Source organism: Lactobacillus sp. M44, from assembly GCF_058130005.1.
On the sequence record NZ_CM176707.1, the window covers coordinates 13,382 to 29,539 of the forward strand.

Below are 16,158 nucleotides of genomic sequence, written 5' to 3' on the forward strand. Positions count from 1 at the left end.
AATTTCTAAATAACTATTTTGCCACCCCAAGAACACCTGTAGCAGCACCTAATAAACAAAGCACAATGATTAACCAAATAATTCTAGTTGGTGTCACGCCTTTTTTACCTAATAACCAATAAACTAATGCGGTTGCAGCAACTGGAAGCAATGCAGGCATAATCTTATCTAAGATTCCTACTTGCAAAGAAAGCATTACTTTACCAGTCTTGAATTTCAATGGTGTAACTAATTTAACAGCGGTAGGAATCAGGCAACCTATAACCATTAATCCCATTACTGAAATTGCATCTGTAAAGATAGATATCTTAGCCCCAAGTGATGTAACTAATTTAGTTCCCGAATTGTAACCTGTCTTGAAAAACCACATCTTCAACCAGAAAAATGATAGTTGTAATAGCATCCAAATAATGGCACCAGTAGCATTGCCTTGTAGTGCCATATAACCAGCAATTGATCCTATAATAGTAGGAATTAAAATCCAAAATACTGAGTCACCAACTCCAGAAAATGGTCCCATTAAAGAGGTCTTCAATGATTGAACAGCATCTTTTGCCTTGATACCATCTTTATCTTCCATTGCTAATGTAGCACCTAAAATAATATTAGCCATCAACGGATTGGCATTAAAATACTTATAATGGTTATCCATTGCTTCAATATATTCATCATCATTTGGATATATTTTTCTCAAAGCTTTTCTCATAGAAAAGGCAACAGCTGGTGCTTGTTGAGTTTCAAAGTTATATCCCAAACCTGCTGCAAATATCCAGCGATGAAACATATTATGACGTTCTTTTTTATTTAAATGACTTGCTATTTCTTTATTTTCATTATTCATCAAAATCGTCTCCCCCATCATCTTCAACACTTGCAACAGCTGCGCCTTCATTTAATTTCTTTGAATTTATACGATAAATCTCATAACTTGCAGCTAATCCAAGTAATGCAACACCTAAAATAGGTAGTTTCAAATAACCTGCTAAAACAAATCCAGCAATTAAGTAAGCAAGGTATTTATTAACTGGCATATATCTTAACAACATTCCAATACCTACAACTGGTAAAACTCCCCCAGCAATTGTTAATCCATTAGTAAACCACACTGGAACTACTTTTAAGATTAATTTAACAACAGGAGTCCCGAACATTACAACTAAGCCAATAGGTATTACATATTTGAGCATCCAAACAAAAATAGTTAGATAAAATACAGGATCCATCTTGTCAAATTTCTTTTCATGCAATAATTTTTGTGACCAATGTGCAAAAAAGTTATTAATGATCTTTACAAGCACATCTAATTGCAATGTAAGCATTCCAACTGGTAATCCTACAGCAATTGCTGTACCTGTAGATGCACCTGTTCTAATTGCAATGAACACACCAACTATAGTAGCGACTCCATATTCGGGAATTGAAGATCCACCAATTGCAGCTACACCTAATGACATTAATTGAAGAGTACCACCAATTATCAAGCCAATGCTCATGTTGCCCATGATTAAACCAACAATCATACCGATAATTACTGGCCAGTTACCAGTAATTTGATTACCAGTACCATTATCCCAAGCCATGTACGCAGCTAATAGAATTACTAAAATATTTTGTAATATTATAGGCATTTTTATTCTCCTTTACTATTTAAGACATCATCTAATGGAACTTTATTTTCATCATCTGGTGTATATTCAAAAAATACAGTTGATCCTTTATCTTGAATTGCATTTAAGTCGTTAACTTCTTTATCATCCATTGCAACTCGTTTGGTATAAGGCTTGCGGTCGCCTTCTTCAAATAATGCTCCAACATTAACTGTAGGAATATCCACACCTGCATTAATTAAATCAAGTATAATGCTAGGTTCTTTTACAATTAAAAAGACAGAATGAGTATCATATTTACCATTTTTAAAATTATCAATGGCTTTTTTACGACTAATGATAGACATTCCAGTGCCAGTTGGCTTACTCATTCTCATACTAGCTTTCACCATCTCATTAGTACTAATTGCATCATCTACAACCATAAATCTCTTGGGATGTAATACTTTGTTCCATTGATTAACAGTAATTCCATGAATTAAACGCTGATCTACTCTTGCTAATACTACAGGCATTTTTATTCTCCTAACTTATTTAAAACGTTTTAAATAAACTACATTTCGCAGTTTCTTCATTTATAACATCATGGTTTCAATTAACTTAAAACGTTTCACTTACAATTAAAATTATAAACCGTTTGCATATTTTTGCAAGCGGTTTCCAAAAATAATCTTATACCAAAAGACTTAAGATTATTTATAGTATGTAATTTATTTTTCTTTAGCTTTATCTAAGGAATTTTTTACAGCTTCTTTTATTGCTTTGCTAGTCTGTGAAGCACCCGCTATTGCATCTACTTCATACGTATTATTTTTAACCATTCTTTTGGTAAAACTTCAAGTGCCTTTCGACCATAATCATCACTTTTGTTTTGCTTTAGCACCTTTATATTTTCTAATTTATTATTAGTACCTACTGTAGTGCGTACTACTATTCCATCACCCATTCCTTTATGCGACATGCCTATATATTGATTTGGTTCAACTTTATATTCTGTAGTTGCTTCATCACTACTATTATCAAATTTAGAATTTATATCCATACTGTAATCAATAGAGCCACTTGGCAACTCATGTTTGCCAATTGCATCGTTTTCTCCTGCGATTTTTCCAAAAATTAAATAATCCGCAATATTACCACAGTTGTATATTTATTTACAAGTAGTGCACCTAGTTCTCCAGCTTTATATAAATGTGGAATTAGATTAACATATGGATCTACAACTTGAGCATTTTTATCTCTTCTGCCACCGCCCTGAGTATTTAATATATTTTGTCTTAAAGCAATTGCATAGTATGAACCCTCTTCACTAAACTTACGTAAAGTTTTAGGATCACGGTGAAAGGCATAATCTTTGCCTAATTGCGTCATTTTGTTGAACTCATTAATAGTATTTTTTAATATTTCAGGATCTTTTTCTATCTTTTGTGCTAATTCTTTAAGTGTTGTTGCCCTAATCGCATTATCAAGATATACTGGTACCTTTAATCCATTTTCAGGCTCATTTTCAATCTCATCATATATGGATGATTTTGATTCAATGGAACAATCCGATCACCGTGATTATATATGTGACCATGACGATTTAACTCAACATCATTAAAGTACCTGGTTCCATCTTCTCCTACTACAATTGCACTCCCTTCACTTATTTCTTTCCAAAACACCTTAAGTGCATTAACAGAGTGCATTCCTTCAGGTAATCTTGGAGATAAACCATGGATTTAACCAAACTTTCAAATGACCTAATATTCCATAATTGTGCATTGACTTCTTCTAATAGCCTAATTCCATCACCTTTATTATATAAAGTACCTATTGGTGCTAAATAAGGTGATTGTAAGAAAGTTTGAATCATTTCTTTATTATTTTCAAAACCACCAATTGCAAGGACAACACCATTTTTTGCTTTGATGTTTCTAATTACATCATTTCTCTTAATTTGTGCACCCAATACGATTTTATTTATATCTTGAATTAAGTGCTCAGCTGGTGAATCATACCAAATTGTAATATGTTTAGATCTATCTAGTACTTGTTGTTTTAACAACTTACACAAAGCTGCATCACTAGTGCCTTTATGTACTAAATAAGCATCATATGAATCAGCATCAGGTAATTCTGGATATTCTGTTACATACTTAGTTGCTGATGTATTAGCTACTAGCTGTTTCATACTGATAGTTCAATCCCAAAGTATTTTTCAAAATATTCTTTCATATTTGCCATTCCATGCATCAAATTCTCAAATGGCTCTTTATCTGGAATCAGTGGAGCTGCTAAATGCTCATGATAATTTTTTAAAGCTTCGTAATCTATTCCTGCACCTACCATTTGCCCAGCATAACGTGTATTACCACCTTCATGTCCTTCTGGTGCACTGACAACTAACATCTGCAGCAAATCTAGCAGCCGTAGCTTCAGCACCACCAAAGCCCAAGACTATGACATCATATACTGCATCCCATCTTAATGTTGATTTAGTTAACATAACTTCAACCTCCATATCTTAATTTTCTTTGTTTACGTTTTCATTAAAGCTTATAATATGAATATGTGAAATATTTAGTTTATGATCTTAGTATTACTGATCAGGTATAGGTAATTTATCTTGAAAAATCGACTACTAACTTTTCTAGAAACTATCGAAAATAGCCATTCTATCTCAAACGCATCCGAAAAACTCTATCTAAGGCAGCCTTATAATTAGTAGAGTAATTAAAAAAGCTGAAAAACAATATAATATTACTTTGCTCAACAGAAATAGTCATTCTATTTCTTTAACACCCACTGGTTATTTAATGATCACATATCTACGAAAAAGAGAAAAATTATCACAAGATTTTATCAATAACTTAAAAGCATCCAATTACACAGATCTGACTACCCTTAAATTAGGTAATACTCCCCCATTGGGTGAAAGATTTAATCTATCGGTACTACCTGTATTATTTTCAAAATCTTCTGCATTAAAAACTAAAACACTTGAACTAAGTACTGCAGATGCAGAAAAGCTTTTTAAAGATAATCAACTATATCTATTTGTAGGAAATCAAATTTTTCTACCAAATGTTCATAGCACTGTCTTATATATTGATAAACAAGTACTAGTATTAAACAAGCATTCTAAGCTTTATCAAAATAACAAAGTAAATTTAAACTATAGTAAAAAATATTTTGAGAAAATTAATCATGAAAACTTTATATATGTAAATGATGAACAACGATATCAAAATATTACAAATAACTATTTTAATAATATTGGTATCAACTTTTATCCTTAGATCTATGTAAGAGATTCATCTACTGCTCTAAAATTAGCCTGTCTAGGTTTAGGAAACATGACCACTAGTCATAAAGTAGTAAAGCAATTTAGAAATTATCCTATAAATTTTATAGATCTTCCCATAGATAAAACTGGAATAACTTTTTCAGTATCAACTAGAAACAACTTAGTATTCAAAGATACTCTAGATTTTTTAATAGAATATTTAAAGAAAAACTTTGAAAATACTATTTTAGATTTTGAATAAACAAAATTTAATCATAATAAAAATCGATTTATGATAATTATCATGAATCGACTCTTAAATTTAAGATTTATTATTAAGTACTCAGCACAGTATGAATTTAAATTATCTTTCTTTTCAATTAACGGCTTAATAGATGTTTTTTCATGTTAAGTCACAATTTGCACATAAACATTTATACCATTATCTAAAAGTCTTAAGAAGCGCTTATCTTCTTCTACACTAGTTGAAATATACTGATAAAGTGTCTGTCGTGCTTTTTTAACACCCATTCCACCTAAGTCAGCCTCAGTTATTTAATTCTATGATCAACTAAATACTCAATTGTTTCAGTAACTTTTTCCAAAATTATTGTTGGTGCTTCAAGTGGTTTTGAAAAGAATTTTACACCATCTTCTTTATTAAATACCCCTATGCCTATATCTTCTGAAATAGCAGATTCAAATACATTTATCATAAAATCATCCTGAGTTGTTGCATCATCAATAATTACTACATTTTGTGCACCTGTTGCCTTTAACCATTTGGTCATAACTTGACCATGAATTAATCTATCATCAATCCTTGTTAATACTAAGTTTTGCATGTCGCTTACCTCCCAATTGTGATTCCTCTATTCCCCAATTTATATTATCAGTTGCAATTGATATCAATTTATCAATGGTTGTATCACTTTTTCTAGCTGTTACCACACTCAATAAAATGGGAAGATTAATACCTGTGATCACTTTCAATTATGATTCTTAGATAACATCATTGCTGTATTGTAAGGTGTTCCTCCTTTTATATCTACAATTATAAGTGTTGGATTTATGTCTGTATCTGTTAAATTATTTTCAAAATTTTGCCTATATTCATTAATATCCTGTCTTGGCTTAAAAGATTCAGTTGATAAGTCAGCGATCTTTCCATTTATCATTTCTGCTGTTGGCTTTAATCCTTTGCAAAACTCTCCATGACTTGCTAAAACAATTTGTATCATAATTATTCCTTATTATATATTTGCGAATATTCCTAAATAAGAACAAATAATACCTATTATAAAAATTTCCACAACAATTATACTTGCATTGATTTTCTTCCTTAGCAGCCACCAAACAAGTAAGGTTACTAATAATGGAATCAAAGAAGGGGCTAATGAGTTAAATAGTGATTGTAATTTTATTGTACTTTGTCCTACGTGCCAAACTAGCGGAGTTTTGATAGTGACTCTTGTTGCAACCACCGTACGTACACCATTAAGCCAACAATTGAAAACGCATTTGTAACTTTATCTAGCAGACCACTTTTTAAAATAGAAAGCACTGATTTTTTACCTTGTTTATATCCATATATAAACATCCAATAACCAATTGAATAAATAATAAGCTCAAATACTACTGTAAATAAGACTGATCCAAAATAGTTATGATCTAGCGCCATTGTCGCACCAATACTTGCTAATATTGGGAATAGAATTCCTTGCTTGCACCTATAGACCCCATTAATCTCTTCAGCACTAATATTTGCTCCATTTGCACGAGCTTCCTCCATAGATAACGAAATACCATGAATAACAGATCCTATCATATGTGGCTCAGTGGTAAAAAATACCATATATTTTTTCAATTCATCAGCTTGTCGTTCTTTGGGATATAGCTTCTGTATTGGAAAAATCATCATATCGGTCAATCCAAGTGCTTGCAATCGTTCATAAAGCAATCTGATCAATGAAAAAAGAACTGCAAAAGTCACGGCCAATTTAGGGTTAGCACCTGCCAAAATTGTTAAAGCAGAGCCAAAAATACCGGCTACCATTGTATTACTTAGCATCACGCGACCAGTGTTAATCCAACCTAAATAAACTAATTGAATATTTGCACCTTCAAGCATTCCAAGCATGGGATGTCCCATAAAAATACCTACTATTAATCCTGTGGTTAAAGGATATGTCAGGCATCTTGTAATCGGGCAAAGAACCACCATTGTGAAATAGTAGCTAATAAAGCTGAAAGTAACATTTTATAGTCCTCCAATCTTTATTACAAAATTGAAAATCCTAAAGTTTTAACATCTTTATTAAATCCCTGAACAGTCTGTAGTGATCTTTCCTCAGGTGTTGTTCCAATCAGCTTTAATTTATCAATTATTGGCTGAGTACATGTAATAATATCAACATTACATTTATTTGCTTCAAAGATATTAAATATTTCTCTGCAGCTTGCCCATAATAATAATGCATTACCATTATCATGACATAACTTTGCAGGCGCTGCCCTTGCTACTAATCATTTAATTGATCATAATGCTTATCCGATCATGATTACTACAAAATCTAATCAGTTTTTAGTAATAAAAAAGAATGGAAGGTTTTATAAATGCATCTAAGAATAGAGATATTAATAAGCCTGAGATTATTACTTTAGACACCAGTTCTGATTCTATGAATCAAACAAAACCAAAATTAATTAAAATTTTACTGAATTTATTAACAAATCTTACGAAAATAGGAATATTCGCAGTAAATGATAATGTTGGGGTATATACTTATCAAATAGCCGTAGAAACATAGAAGATCAAATAGCTGTTCCTAATCGACGACTCAGTATCGTGGGATTTGATGGATCCACATTAGCAAAAGAACTACAACTCACTACGATTAAGCAGGATACTGATAAAATTGCAAAAACCTTTTGTGATAATTTGATGAAATTGCTAAAAAACGAAGAAATATTAAATCGTCAAATTATAATTCCTGTAACATTAATTAAAAGGAGAACCACCTAATATAAAACAAACTTTCTTATTTCAATTCAAACAATAAAATACACAAATATTGTGATAATTTTTAGATCCGTTCTTGAAGTGAAACTTGATAAGTGCTATCCTAAAAAGGTGAGAGATAGAAAGCGTTTTCGTTCGTTGCAAGTATATTTCTTAAATTTTTATATTATATGGAGGTCTAATTATGTCTGAATTAGATACAAAGTTAAACAAACTTGGCGTTGATCGTATAGCTATCAGTCCATACAAGAAATGGTCACGTGGTTATATGGAACCAGGTAATATTGGTAATGGTTACGTTACTGGCTTGAAGGTAGATGCCGGTGTACGTGACAAGACTGACGACGACGTTTTAGATGGTATCGTGTCATACGACCGTGCTGAAACTAAGAACGCTTACATTGGTCAAATTAACATGACTACTGCTTCATCATTTACTGGACCACAAGGTCGTGTAATGGGTTATGACATCTTAAAAAACCCTGCTGTTGACTCAGCAAAACCTTTATTTACTGAAAAGCAATGGGACGGTAGTGAACTACCTATTTACGATGCTAAGCCATTACAAGATGCTTTGGTTGAATACTTTGGTACTCGTGATGATCGCCGTCACTACCCAGCACCAGGTTCATTTATCGTTTGTGCTAACAAAGGTGTTACCGCAGAACGTCCTAAGGCTGACGAAGAATTAAAACCAGGTCAAGGTTATGGTGTTTGGTCAGCAATCGCTATTTCATTTGCTAAGGATCCTTCAAAAGACTCAAGCATGTTCATCGAAGATGCTGGTGTTTGGGAAACTCCTAACGAAGATGAATTACTTGAATACTTAGATGGTCGCCGCAAGGCTATTGCTAAGTCAATCGCTGAATGTGGTGAAGACGCAGATACTTCATTCAAGAGTTCATGGATCGGATTTGCACACGCAATGATGAAGCCAGGTCAAATTGGTAACGCAATTACTGTTGGGCCATACTTCTCATTACCTGTAGATTCAATTCCTGGTGGTTCAATCTTAACCCCTGATACTGATATGAACATTATGGAAAATCTTACTATGCCTGAATGGTTAGAAAAGATGGGTTACAAGTCATTATCAGCAAATAACGCACTTAAGTATTAATAGCTATACTTAAAACTCCCCTAAGAAGAGATAATTTTATAGGTTATCTCTTCTTTTTTACTTAATATAGAAAGATGATTACTTAAATGAATAACTTTGACATTAGCCTATCACGAATTGAAAAAGTCATACCTGAAAACTTAATTACTGATTCATTGGAAGATAATATAAAAAAATATGAAGACAAAGTATCTCAGATCTTAGCAAATGATGAAAATGGAACTATTAGTTACTATATATCATCAGTTCATAACCTTGGCTATATTACTAATGATAAACTGCACAAGTTTAATAAAGATGCTGTCAAGTCAGTAAAATTTATTAAAGGTGCACCACATGGTGAAGTTATAATCGAATTAACTGATGGTTCTATCTTAAACCCAAAAAATATTACCTACGGCCGTGCATTTGATTATATTCAGGATATCAAACCTAAAGTGATTAACTTAGCTGGTTATGACAACACTATTCGTGGTGAATTTCCACAATTACTAGATCCAGACCATGCAATTGAAAATGATAGATTGCGTCGATGGATGCAAGATGGACATATTAGCCATTATGAATATGACGATGCTAACCCCTCTTATCCAAAAGCTGGAAAATAATATTTAATATATAATAAAAAGCTAGCAGAACGTTTCTACTAGCTTTTTTGCATCCCTAATGTTCTATTTTCCTTGAGGTAAAACAATATCGCTTGGCTTAATTTCTTTACCAAAGTAAGGCTTCAATTCCTTATTGTAATCTTGAGTAAAGAAACTTTCCTTATTCAACTTAGCAATTTCTTTATTTGTCCAATCAAGCAATGACTTATTCCCCTTCTTCACAGCTGGAGAAATATATTGCTTAGGCCCAACACTCTTGATTCCTACAGTGTAATCTGGATTTTGTTTTACCCAAGCATACAAGTATGAGTTATCATCAGCTAATGCTGCACCACGCTTATTTTTAATTGCATTAAATTGTTGGGTCTTTGAATCAAATTTCAATAAGTTAATACCTTTTTGTTTACTAAAGTAGTTTTCTGCAGTAGTCCCTTTAGTTACAATTAAGTTTTTGCCAACTAATTGGCTGACTTTTGTAATTGGTGCACTCTTTGGTGAAACTACCCCAACTGAAACCTTCATATAAGGCTTAGCAAAATCTACTACTTGCTTGCGTTCTGGAGTCACAGTGAAGTTAGCAAGTACAATATCTGCTTTATCTGCATTCAAAGTATCTACTCGATTATTGGCATTAACTTGAACGAACTTAACTTTAACACCTAAGTCTTTTGCCATGCGGTGTGCTAGATATACATCATAGCCTGTACGATTTCCTTGAGAGTCAACCCAGCCATATGGAGGCAGATCCCCAAAGACAGCAACCTTAATTGTGCCCCGCTTTTTAATTGCTTCTACACTACTTGGATTATTTTGATTGCTTGAGTGATTAAATATCGCAAAACTGCCAATAATAACAACTAATGCGACAATAATTGTAATAATTATATTTTTCTTTTTCATTTTTCTTTCCTCATTAAAAATCCATACTTGTTAAAAATTCTTTTGCTCGATCAGTTTTAGGGTTTTCAAAGAATTGCCTTCCAGGAGTATTTTCTAAAATTTTTCCATCTTCTAAAAAAAGTACCCTATCTGATATTTGCCTTGCAAAATTCATCTCATGAGTCACAATCATCATTGTCATATGTTGCTTGTCTGATAAATTCTTGATTATCTCTAAAATTCCTCGCACCATTTCTGGGTCAAGTGAAGCAGTTACCTCATCAAATAGCATCATTTCAGGATTCATTGCCAATGCTCTGACAATTGCAATTCGCTGTTTTTGTCCACCAGATAATTGTCTAGGATAGCTATCTTGATATTTTTCAAGACCCACTTGTTTTAATAATTTAGTTGCTAGTGTCTTTACTTCATCAAGATTTCTTTTTTGGACTTTAGTTGGTGCCAAGGTGATATTTTCTAAGACTGTTAAGTTAGGAAACAAGTCATAGCTTTGGAAGACCATCCCTATTTGTTGTCTAATTTTTTGCCAATTTTGAGCATTAGGAACTATTTTTTTATCTTCAAAATAAATTACCCCATCTTGATAATCTTCTAATCCATTAATTGTTCTAAGTAATGTACTCTTACCAGAACCAGAAGGTCCAAGCAGAGTTAATACTTCGCCCTTTTTTATATCAAAATTAATATCAAATAATACTTGCTTATCACCATAGAATTTATTCAAATGTTCAACTTTTAAAATTTCTTCTGTCATTTTTTACTCCTTTAGTGCATTTTTGCGTATTATTCGCTTTGCCCAAGCAGACAATGGATAGTCGATAATAAAATACAAGATAAAAATTAAGCCATAAACCCAAAATACCGCTGTTGGATATTTTTGATTATTTGCTTCAATAATTTGTTGACCAACATTGATAATTTCCATGACGCTGATCAACAGCAATAATGAAGTTGTCTTAATCACCCTAGTAGCTAAGTTAATTGTTGCGGGCAATTCTAATTTCATCGCTTGTGGCAATAACACATATCTGAATAATTGAACTTGATTTAATCCTAATGCTAGTCCTGATTCTCTTTGAGCTTTAGGGACAGATTCAATTGCCCCACGCACAATATCACTGAATTCAGCTGATACCCACAATGAAAACGCTAAGACTGCCATCCAGCTAGCTGGCCAATCTATATGAAATTGTCTAGGTAAAATGTAATACACCAGATAAAGCAATACTACTGTAGGCACAATGCGGAAGAACTGTAGATATAATCCTAAAATGACATCTAAGACATCATTTTTGAGAGTTCTTAATATCCCAAATAATGTTCCGATGATTAAGCCAATTATTAAAGAAATGCCAGCTATCCAAACAGCTGTCCATGCACCACCAAGCAAGCGCATCATATTATTTCCTTCAAAAAATACATTAATCCCCGAATGAGCCATATCTTACCTTCCTTTCTAATAAATCAAGCAACCAAATGACAGGTATCATGATAATTGCATAAGCAATAACTAACATGAATAAATATTCATTTGAGCGATAATATAGCCCTATTAAGTCAAGAGCAGTATTAGTCAATTCAGGTATTGCAATTACTGAAAAGATTGAAGTCTCTTTAATCAAAAATATAATATTAGCAGCAAGAGCTGGTATACTTTGAGCAAAACCTTGTGGAAATACAACATATCTTGCCAGTTGCATATTATCCATCCCTAATGCTCTACCCGAATTCAGCTGATTTTCATCAACTCCATTAAAGCCACCCGTAAATCCTTCAGCCATATAAGCTCCACCCATAAAGATCAGACCAATAATACCAGCGGTCTGCGCAGACATTTTCCAACCAATTACTGGAAAGGCATAATATAAAAAGAATAACTGAATCAGCAATGGAGTATTGCGTGCAAGCTCAACATAAGCGGTAAACATTTTTGATAAAACTGGAATTTTAAAATACTGTATTAAACTGGCAATAATGCCAACTATAACTGATCCAATGATGCCAACTAATGACAGCCAGATCGTTAACCAAAATCCCTTGATGAACATCGGCAATGCCTGCTGGATAATTGTCCAATCCATTCATAACCCTCATTTCCATTTTTGTATACAAAAAGACCTACAAATCACCTTCAGATTCGCAGGTCTTAATTATCTGGTATTAATTAACTATGAGATACGGATGCTGAATTATTATATGCAAATAAGCAAGTGCAACATTCGCAGCATGTTTGAATATTTTGATTTACTTGCATAAAGTTCGACATCTTTTTTCTCCTAACTAACTTTTATTTAGTGACAATAATAAAATATTATTTTTGACTTGTCAAGAATTTTTTTCTGATTATTTATCTTGTTTTAATAGCTTAATTGGAATTGATTGACTATTACCAAACCACTTAGTACCTAATTTTTGCAAGCTACCATCTTCTGCCATCTGCATTAGAGCTAAGTTTATTTTTTTGCGCAAAGTTTTATCACCCTTGCGCATCCCTACAGCAAAATCTTCTGAATCAAAGCCAACATTAGTAATTCTATAACTAGATGGATCTGGTTCATGTGCAATATAATAATTTGCATAGACACTATCAATTAACAAACCCTGAATACGTCCTGCATTCAAGTCAAGAAAAGCATTATTAAAAGTATCATATTGCACAGTTTGTGCAATATATTGCTTCAATAACTTAGGTTGTGCTTCATATGATTCATAACCAGATGACCCACTTTGTAAACCAATATTTTTGTCCTTCATTTCTTGAGCTTTATTAATGTGATCTTTTGTTTTAGTAACTAATACTTGCTTGTTAGTCAGATAAGTATTACTAAATGCCACAGTTTTTTCACGCTCTGGATTTACAGTATAACCATTCCAGATCAAGTCAATTGTGCCATTACGCAATTCAGTTTCCTTCATTGACCAATCAATTGTTTGAAAATCAACATTGATATTGTATCTTTTGAAAACTTCTTTAGCTAAGTCAACGTCAAAGCCAACTAATTGACCATTTTTTTCACGAAAGCCCATTGGCACAAAACTATCATCTAATCCAACCACAACTTTATGATGTCTTTGTATTTTATTCCAATTATCTTGTGTATTGGCACGTTTTTGTGGACTTTGGCATCCCGAAACTATTATTAAGCCAATACTAACTAGAAAAAATAGTAAAATTTTTAACTTTTTCACCCAAATCACCCCTAGGCTTGAATAGGCTTAACTTTAAACATATTGTCTGCAACTTCTTTAGCAAAATCCAAATCATGAGTAACAATAATTTGGGTTATACCATCTTTTTTTAGATCTAAGATGATTTCTTTAACTACTTGACGCAAATATGGATCAAGTGCACTAGTTGGCTCATCGTAACATAAGATTTTTGGCTTCATAGCTAGCGCTCTTGCAATTGCGACACGTTGTTTTTGTCCACCAGATAATTGGTAAGGATATAGATCAGCTTTATCTGCTAAAGATAACTTTTGCAAAATATCCATCGCTTCTTTATTTGCAGCAGCTTTATTTTTATGTAGTGCCATAATTGGAGCTAGGGTAATATTTTGCAAAACAGTCAAATTTGGGAACAAATTATAATCTTGAAAAACTACGCCAATAATTGATTTTTTGTCATCATATGGATCAAAAGCTTTGCCATCATACAGCATTTGACCACTATCAATTTTTTCTAGCCCACTGATACATCTTAATAGCGTAGTTTTACCAGCTCCAGAGGGACCTACAATACATAAGATTTCATCATCGTTCACAGTTAAGTTTAGATGATCAAGAATTACACGATTGCCAAAATCTTTAGTAACATTTTTTAACTCTAACATAATTCTTGCTCCTTATTTCCAATAACTGTAGTGTTTTTCTAATTGACGCAATAATACCGTTAAAACGGCTGTCATCAACAAATAAATGACACCTACCATAACTAATGGCATCAATGAAACATCACGTGCTGTCGCCACATTACCTGCTCTAAGCAAGTCGCCAATCCCAATAACATAAACTAATGATGAATCTTTGACTAAATTAATCACTTCATTACCAATTGAAGGCAATACTATCTTAATAACTTGCGGAGTAACAATTTTTCTAATTGTTTGCCAATATGATAAGCCCAAGACCTTAGCACTTTCATATTGTCCTTGGTCAATTGATTGCAACCCACCACGAAATATTTCTGCAAAATATGCTGCATAGTTCAAAATGAAAGCCACTAATGCAGCTTCAAATCTAGGCAAGGTAATCCCAACTAATGGTAAGCCATAAAAAATAAAAATCAGTTGCAATAATAATGGAGTCCCACGCATCAACCAAACATAAAATTTCATGAAAGCCTTAACAATATTTAATTTGGAAATTAATGTTAACCCAACTAATAATCCTAATGGTAGTGACCCTAATAATGTTAAAGCAAAAATTTCTAAGGTAACATTTGCCCCACTCATTAAAGAGGGCAATATTTCAAAAATATAATGCATACGTCATTCACCCAAACTTCTCTAAATAATTTTTATTTTTTCAATTATAAAAGAAAAAAGCTCTGTGTACTAGTAAATTTACTTAAAGTACACAAAACTTTTACAAAACCATCTTAACATTTATACTAAATTTTCAGACAAAGGCCATAATTGTATACAGTACAATGTATGCAATTAAAAATTGGGCGGTTTCTTTAAATAATAAAAAGTAAGTTGTATTTTTTTCAGGCTTCTTGAAAAATTTATACAGCTGGCGCCAAAATAAAATTAATAATAAACTTGTTAACCCAACAACCCACGGAACTAACTTAAAAACTGCTAAAAATGCAGGCATCAAAAAGCCAATTATGACTAAGATTTCAATCAACTTAATAGAGTTTTTTTGCCCAATAAAGCTAGCTAAAGTGTGACGTCCATTGATTAAATCTTCTTTTAAATCACAAGCATTATTTGCAAGTTGAATTGCGTAAAACACTAACATCAATGGCAAGCACAATAAAAATACTCGTCCAACTATTGCCCAGGTTAATGGAATTTTATTGAAAATAGTGACATATACCCCAACGAAGATAATAAAAAAGGCAATGAAAAATGACACAATTGCTTCACATATTGGTGTTGCATTCAATGGATATTTTCCAGCAGTATAAAAAATTCCTATCAAGTATCCTATTGTACCTAATGCAAATACTTGCCAACCAGTTAAATAAACTAAAACTAGTCCTGGAATAGCAGAAATTATGTACATAATAACTACTAGCTTTTTCACTTGATTAAGTGGCAATTGCAAACGTCCAACTGGATTAGTAACTTGCTTGAAGTGTGGATCATTAGCATGAATATAGTCAAAATAATTATCTGCAACATTGACTGCTAAATCAAACAGCATCACATCGATACAACATAATGCTACATTTAATAAATTTGTAATATGGAACAGCCTATAGGCTATGCCAAAACTAAATACAAACCAAATAATATTTAAAGGCACCTGATAAATTTCAGTCAGTGCATAAAATGTTGGCCAATTAAGCCAATGTTTACTTTTGTCCATAAAATTCTCTCCTCTACTATAATTTTATCCTAGCAAAGGTAAAGAATGCTTTCAATGTATTTTTGGATGTAATCAAAAATATGTTGACT

23 protein-coding genes and 2 pseudogenes are annotated in these 16,158 nt (G+C 32.5%); 5 read left to right on the forward strand and 20 right to left on the reverse strand.

The window, feature by feature from the left end; translation table 11 throughout:
- Window positions 1-13: 13 nt before the first annotated feature.
- The 6 genes from AC38BG_RS00045 to AC38BG_RS00070 all read right to left on the reverse strand — a co-directional run bounded on the left by AC38BG_RS00045 (window position 14) and on the right by AC38BG_RS00070 (window position 2,978).
- Entirely contained in the window at window positions 14-841 is an 828-nt protein-coding gene (locus AC38BG_RS00045; protein ID WP_489937175.1) for a PTS system mannose/fructose/sorbose family transporter subunit IID, read from the reverse strand.
- Window positions 834-1,628 (reverse strand): PTS mannose/fructose/sorbose/N-acetylgalactosamine transporter subunit IIC, encoded by a 795-nt coding sequence (locus AC38BG_RS00050; protein WP_489937176.1) that lies wholly within the window; start codon window positions 1,626-1,628, stop codon window positions 834-836. The genes AC38BG_RS00045 and AC38BG_RS00050 overlap by 8 nt, the downstream gene beginning before the upstream one ends.
- A 2-nt stretch (window positions 1,629-1,630) precedes the next feature.
- Window positions 1,631-2,122, reverse strand: a complete 492-nt coding sequence (locus tag AC38BG_RS00055; RefSeq protein WP_489937177.1) for a PTS sugar transporter subunit IIB — start codon at window positions 2,120-2,122, stop codon at window positions 1,631-1,633.
- Window positions 2,123-2,317: 195 nt separating this feature from the next.
- Window positions 2,318-2,428, reverse strand: coding sequence for an FMN-binding protein (locus tag AC38BG_RS00060; RefSeq protein WP_489937178.1), 111 nt, complete (start codon window positions 2,426-2,428; stop codon window positions 2,318-2,320).
- The gene (locus tag AC38BG_RS00065) at window positions 2,401-2,649 is read right to left on the reverse strand and encodes a hypothetical protein (RefSeq protein WP_489937179.1); all 249 of its coding nucleotides are present in this window, start codon (window positions 2,647-2,649) and stop codon (window positions 2,401-2,403) included. The genes AC38BG_RS00060 and AC38BG_RS00065 overlap by 28 nt, the downstream gene beginning before the upstream one ends.
- Before the next feature lie 74 nt (window positions 2,650-2,723).
- Entirely contained in the window at window positions 2,724-2,978 is a 255-nt protein-coding gene (locus AC38BG_RS00070; RefSeq protein WP_489937180.1) for a hypothetical protein, read from the reverse strand.
- 4 nt (window positions 2,979-2,982) lie between these two features.
- Here AC38BG_RS00070 and AC38BG_RS00075 point away from each other — a divergent pair, with 4 nt between their 5' ends.
- Entirely contained in the window at window positions 2,983-3,210 is a 228-nt protein-coding gene (locus AC38BG_RS00075) for a hypothetical protein (protein WP_489937181.1), read from the forward strand.
- A gap of 45 nt (window positions 3,211-3,255) precedes the next feature.
- On the opposite strand, the gene AC38BG_RS00080 is transcribed toward AC38BG_RS00075, so the two are convergent.
- Genes AC38BG_RS00080 through AC38BG_RS00090 form a run of 3 tightly spaced genes read right to left on the reverse strand, consistent with a single transcriptional unit; the run spans window position 3,256 to window position 4,098 of the window.
- A complete protein-coding gene (locus AC38BG_RS00080; RefSeq protein ID WP_489937182.1) occupies window positions 3,256-3,783 on the reverse strand; it encodes an FAD-binding protein in 528 nt (175 codons plus the stop codon).
- Window positions 3,780-4,001, reverse strand: a complete 222-nt coding sequence (locus AC38BG_RS00085) for a hypothetical protein (protein WP_489937183.1) — start codon at window positions 3,999-4,001, stop codon at window positions 3,780-3,782. The genes AC38BG_RS00080 and AC38BG_RS00085 overlap by 4 nt, the downstream gene beginning before the upstream one ends.
- Complete coding sequence (locus AC38BG_RS00090; protein ID WP_489937184.1) at window positions 3,970-4,098, reverse strand: hypothetical protein; 129 nt, start codon at window positions 4,096-4,098, stop codon at window positions 3,970-3,972. Before AC38BG_RS00090 ends, AC38BG_RS00085 begins: the two co-directional genes overlap by 32 nt.
- 310 nt (window positions 4,099-4,408) lie before the next feature.
- Between AC38BG_RS00090 and AC38BG_RS00095 the strand changes: the two genes are divergently transcribed.
- Window positions 4,409-4,891, forward strand: coding sequence for a hypothetical protein (locus tag AC38BG_RS00095; protein ID WP_489937185.1), 483 nt, complete (start codon window positions 4,409-4,411; stop codon window positions 4,889-4,891).
- A gap of 395 nt (window positions 4,892-5,286) precedes the next feature.
- On the opposite strand, the pseudogene AC38BG_RS00100 reads toward AC38BG_RS00095, so the two are convergent.
- The 3 genes and pseudogenes from AC38BG_RS00100 to AC38BG_RS00110 form a co-directional block, all read right to left on the reverse strand.
- Window positions 5,287-5,723, reverse strand: a pseudogene (locus tag AC38BG_RS00100) (PTS sugar transporter subunit IIB).
- 144 nt (window positions 5,724-5,867) lie between these two features.
- A complete protein-coding gene (locus AC38BG_RS00105) occupies window positions 5,868-6,119 on the reverse strand; it encodes a PTS sugar transporter subunit IIA (protein WP_489937186.1) in 252 nt (83 codons plus the stop codon).
- A gap of 12 nt (window positions 6,120-6,131) precedes the next feature.
- Window positions 6,132-7,137: pseudogene (locus AC38BG_RS00110) on the reverse strand (PTS system mannose/fructose/sorbose family transporter subunit IID).
- Between the two features lie 559 nt (window positions 7,138-7,696).
- Here AC38BG_RS00110 and AC38BG_RS00115 point away from each other — a divergent pair.
- The 3 genes from AC38BG_RS00115 (at window position 7,697) to hdcB (ending at window position 9,628) form a co-directional block, all read left to right on the forward strand.
- Complete coding sequence (locus tag AC38BG_RS00115; RefSeq protein ID WP_489937859.1) at window positions 7,697-7,903, forward strand: substrate-binding domain-containing protein; 207 nt, start codon at window positions 7,697-7,699, stop codon at window positions 7,901-7,903.
- A gap of 181 nt (window positions 7,904-8,084) precedes the next feature.
- Window positions 8,085-9,020 (forward strand): histidine decarboxylase, pyruvoyl type, encoded by a 936-nt coding sequence (gene hdcA / locus AC38BG_RS00120; protein WP_489937187.1) that lies wholly within the window; start codon window positions 8,085-8,087, stop codon window positions 9,018-9,020.
- A gap of 86 nt (window positions 9,021-9,106) precedes the next feature.
- Window positions 9,107-9,628 carry a histidine decarboxylase maturation protein HdcB gene (hdcB, locus tag AC38BG_RS00125; RefSeq protein WP_489937188.1) on the forward strand — a complete coding sequence of 174 codons (522 nt, stop codon included), beginning with the start codon at window positions 9,107-9,109 and terminating at the stop codon, window positions 9,626-9,628.
- Between the two features lie 63 nt (window positions 9,629-9,691).
- Here the strand turns inward: hdcB and AC38BG_RS00130 are convergent, their stop codons facing one another.
- The 8 genes from AC38BG_RS00130 to AC38BG_RS00165 all read right to left on the reverse strand — a co-directional run bounded on the left by AC38BG_RS00130 (window position 9,692) and on the right by AC38BG_RS00165 (window position 16,069).
- The gene (locus AC38BG_RS00130) at window positions 9,692-10,528 is read right to left on the reverse strand and encodes a transporter substrate-binding domain-containing protein (RefSeq protein WP_489937189.1); all 837 of its coding nucleotides are present in this window, start codon (window positions 10,526-10,528) and stop codon (window positions 9,692-9,694) included.
- 13 nt (window positions 10,529-10,541) lie between these two features.
- Window positions 10,542-11,282, reverse strand: coding sequence for an amino acid ABC transporter ATP-binding protein (locus AC38BG_RS00135; RefSeq protein ID WP_489937190.1), 741 nt, complete (start codon window positions 11,280-11,282; stop codon window positions 10,542-10,544).
- 3 nt (window positions 11,283-11,285) lie between these two features.
- On the reverse strand, window positions 11,286-11,969 hold the full coding sequence (locus tag AC38BG_RS00140; RefSeq protein ID WP_489937191.1) for an amino acid ABC transporter permease: 684 nt from the start codon (window positions 11,967-11,969) through the stop codon (window positions 11,286-11,288).
- Window positions 11,950-12,609, reverse strand: coding sequence for an amino acid ABC transporter permease (locus AC38BG_RS00145; protein ID WP_489937192.1), 660 nt, complete (start codon window positions 12,607-12,609; stop codon window positions 11,950-11,952). The genes AC38BG_RS00140 and AC38BG_RS00145 overlap by 20 nt, the downstream gene beginning before the upstream one ends.
- 262 nt (window positions 12,610-12,871) lie before the next feature.
- Window positions 12,872-13,717, reverse strand: a complete 846-nt coding sequence (locus tag AC38BG_RS00150; protein WP_489937193.1) for an amino acid ABC transporter substrate-binding protein — start codon at window positions 13,715-13,717, stop codon at window positions 12,872-12,874.
- Between the two features lie 11 nt (window positions 13,718-13,728).
- Entirely contained in the window at window positions 13,729-14,361 is a 633-nt protein-coding gene (locus tag AC38BG_RS00155; RefSeq protein ID WP_489937194.1) for an amino acid ABC transporter ATP-binding protein, read from the reverse strand.
- A gap of 12 nt (window positions 14,362-14,373) precedes the next feature.
- Window positions 14,374-15,015: an amino acid ABC transporter permease gene (locus AC38BG_RS00160; protein ID WP_489937195.1), complete on the reverse strand. Its 642-nt coding sequence runs from the start codon at window positions 15,013-15,015 to the stop codon at window positions 14,374-14,376.
- 133 nt (window positions 15,016-15,148) lie between these two features.
- Window positions 15,149-16,069: a prenyltransferase gene (locus AC38BG_RS00165; protein WP_489937196.1), complete on the reverse strand. Its 921-nt coding sequence runs from the start codon at window positions 16,067-16,069 to the stop codon at window positions 15,149-15,151.
- Between the last annotated feature and the right edge of the window lie 89 nt (window positions 16,070-16,158).

What these genes read in the sequence shown, in the direction of transcription:
- AC38BG_RS00045 (WP_489937175.1), bottom strand. Translation starts at nt 841, where the DNA reads ATGAATAATGAAAATAAAGAAATAGCAAGTCATTTAAATAAAAAAGAA.
- AC38BG_RS00050 (WP_489937176.1), bottom strand. Translation starts at nt 1,628, where the DNA reads ATGCCTATAATATTACAAAATATTTTAGTAATTCTATTAGCTGCGTAC.
- AC38BG_RS00055 (WP_489937177.1), bottom strand. Translation starts at nt 2,122, where the DNA reads ATGCCTGTAGTATTAGCAAGAGTAGATCAGCGTTTAATTCATGGAATT.
- AC38BG_RS00060 (WP_489937178.1), bottom strand. Translation starts at nt 2,428, where the DNA reads ATGGTTAAAAATAATACGTATGAAGTAGATGCAATAGCGGGTGCTTCA.
- AC38BG_RS00065 (WP_489937179.1), bottom strand. Translation starts at nt 2,649, where the DNA reads ATGGATATAAATTCTAAATTTGATAATAGTAGTGATGAAGCAACTACA.
- AC38BG_RS00070 (WP_489937180.1), bottom strand. Translation starts at nt 2,978, where the DNA reads ATGACGCAATTAGGCAAAGATTATGCCTTTCACCGTGATCCTAAAACT.
- AC38BG_RS00080 (WP_489937182.1), bottom strand. Translation starts at nt 3,783, where the DNA reads ATGAAACAGCTAGTAGCTAATACATCAGCAACTAAGTATGTAACAGAA.
- AC38BG_RS00085 (WP_489937183.1), bottom strand. Translation starts at nt 4,001, where the DNA reads ATGTTAGTTGTCAGTGCACCAGAAGGACATGAAGGTGGTAATACACGT.
- AC38BG_RS00090 (WP_489937184.1), bottom strand. Translation starts at nt 4,098, where the DNA reads ATGTTAACTAAATCAACATTAAGATGGGATGCAGTATATGATGTCATA.
- AC38BG_RS00095 (WP_489937185.1), top strand. Translation starts at nt 4,409, where the DNA reads ATGATCACATATCTACGAAAAAGAGAAAAATTATCACAAGATTTTATC.
- AC38BG_RS00105 (WP_489937186.1), bottom strand. Translation starts at nt 6,119, where the DNA reads ATGATACAAATTGTTTTAGCAAGTCATGGAGAGTTTTGCAAAGGATTA.
- hdcA (WP_489937187.1), top strand. Translation starts at nt 8,085, where the DNA reads ATGTCTGAATTAGATACAAAGTTAAACAAACTTGGCGTTGATCGTATA.
- hdcB (WP_489937188.1), top strand. Translation starts at nt 9,107, where the DNA reads ATGAATAACTTTGACATTAGCCTATCACGAATTGAAAAAGTCATACCT.
- AC38BG_RS00130 (WP_489937189.1), bottom strand. Translation starts at nt 10,528, where the DNA reads ATGAAAAAGAAAAATATAATTATTACAATTATTGTCGCATTAGTTGTT.
- AC38BG_RS00135 (WP_489937190.1), bottom strand. Translation starts at nt 11,282, where the DNA reads ATGACAGAAGAAATTTTAAAAGTTGAACATTTGAATAAATTCTATGGT.
- AC38BG_RS00140 (WP_489937191.1), bottom strand. Translation starts at nt 11,969, where the DNA reads ATGGCTCATTCGGGGATTAATGTATTTTTTGAAGGAAATAATATGATG.
- AC38BG_RS00145 (WP_489937192.1), bottom strand. Translation starts at nt 12,609, where the DNA reads ATGGATTGGACAATTATCCAGCAGGCATTGCCGATGTTCATCAAGGGA.
- AC38BG_RS00155 (WP_489937194.1), bottom strand. Translation starts at nt 14,361, where the DNA reads ATGTTAGAGTTAAAAAATGTTACTAAAGATTTTGGCAATCGTGTAATT.
- AC38BG_RS00160 (WP_489937195.1), bottom strand. Translation starts at nt 15,015, where the DNA reads ATGCATTATATTTTTGAAATATTGCCCTCTTTAATGAGTGGGGCAAAT.
- AC38BG_RS00165 (WP_489937196.1), bottom strand. Translation starts at nt 16,069, where the DNA reads ATGGACAAAAGTAAACATTGGCTTAATTGGCCAACATTTTATGCACTG.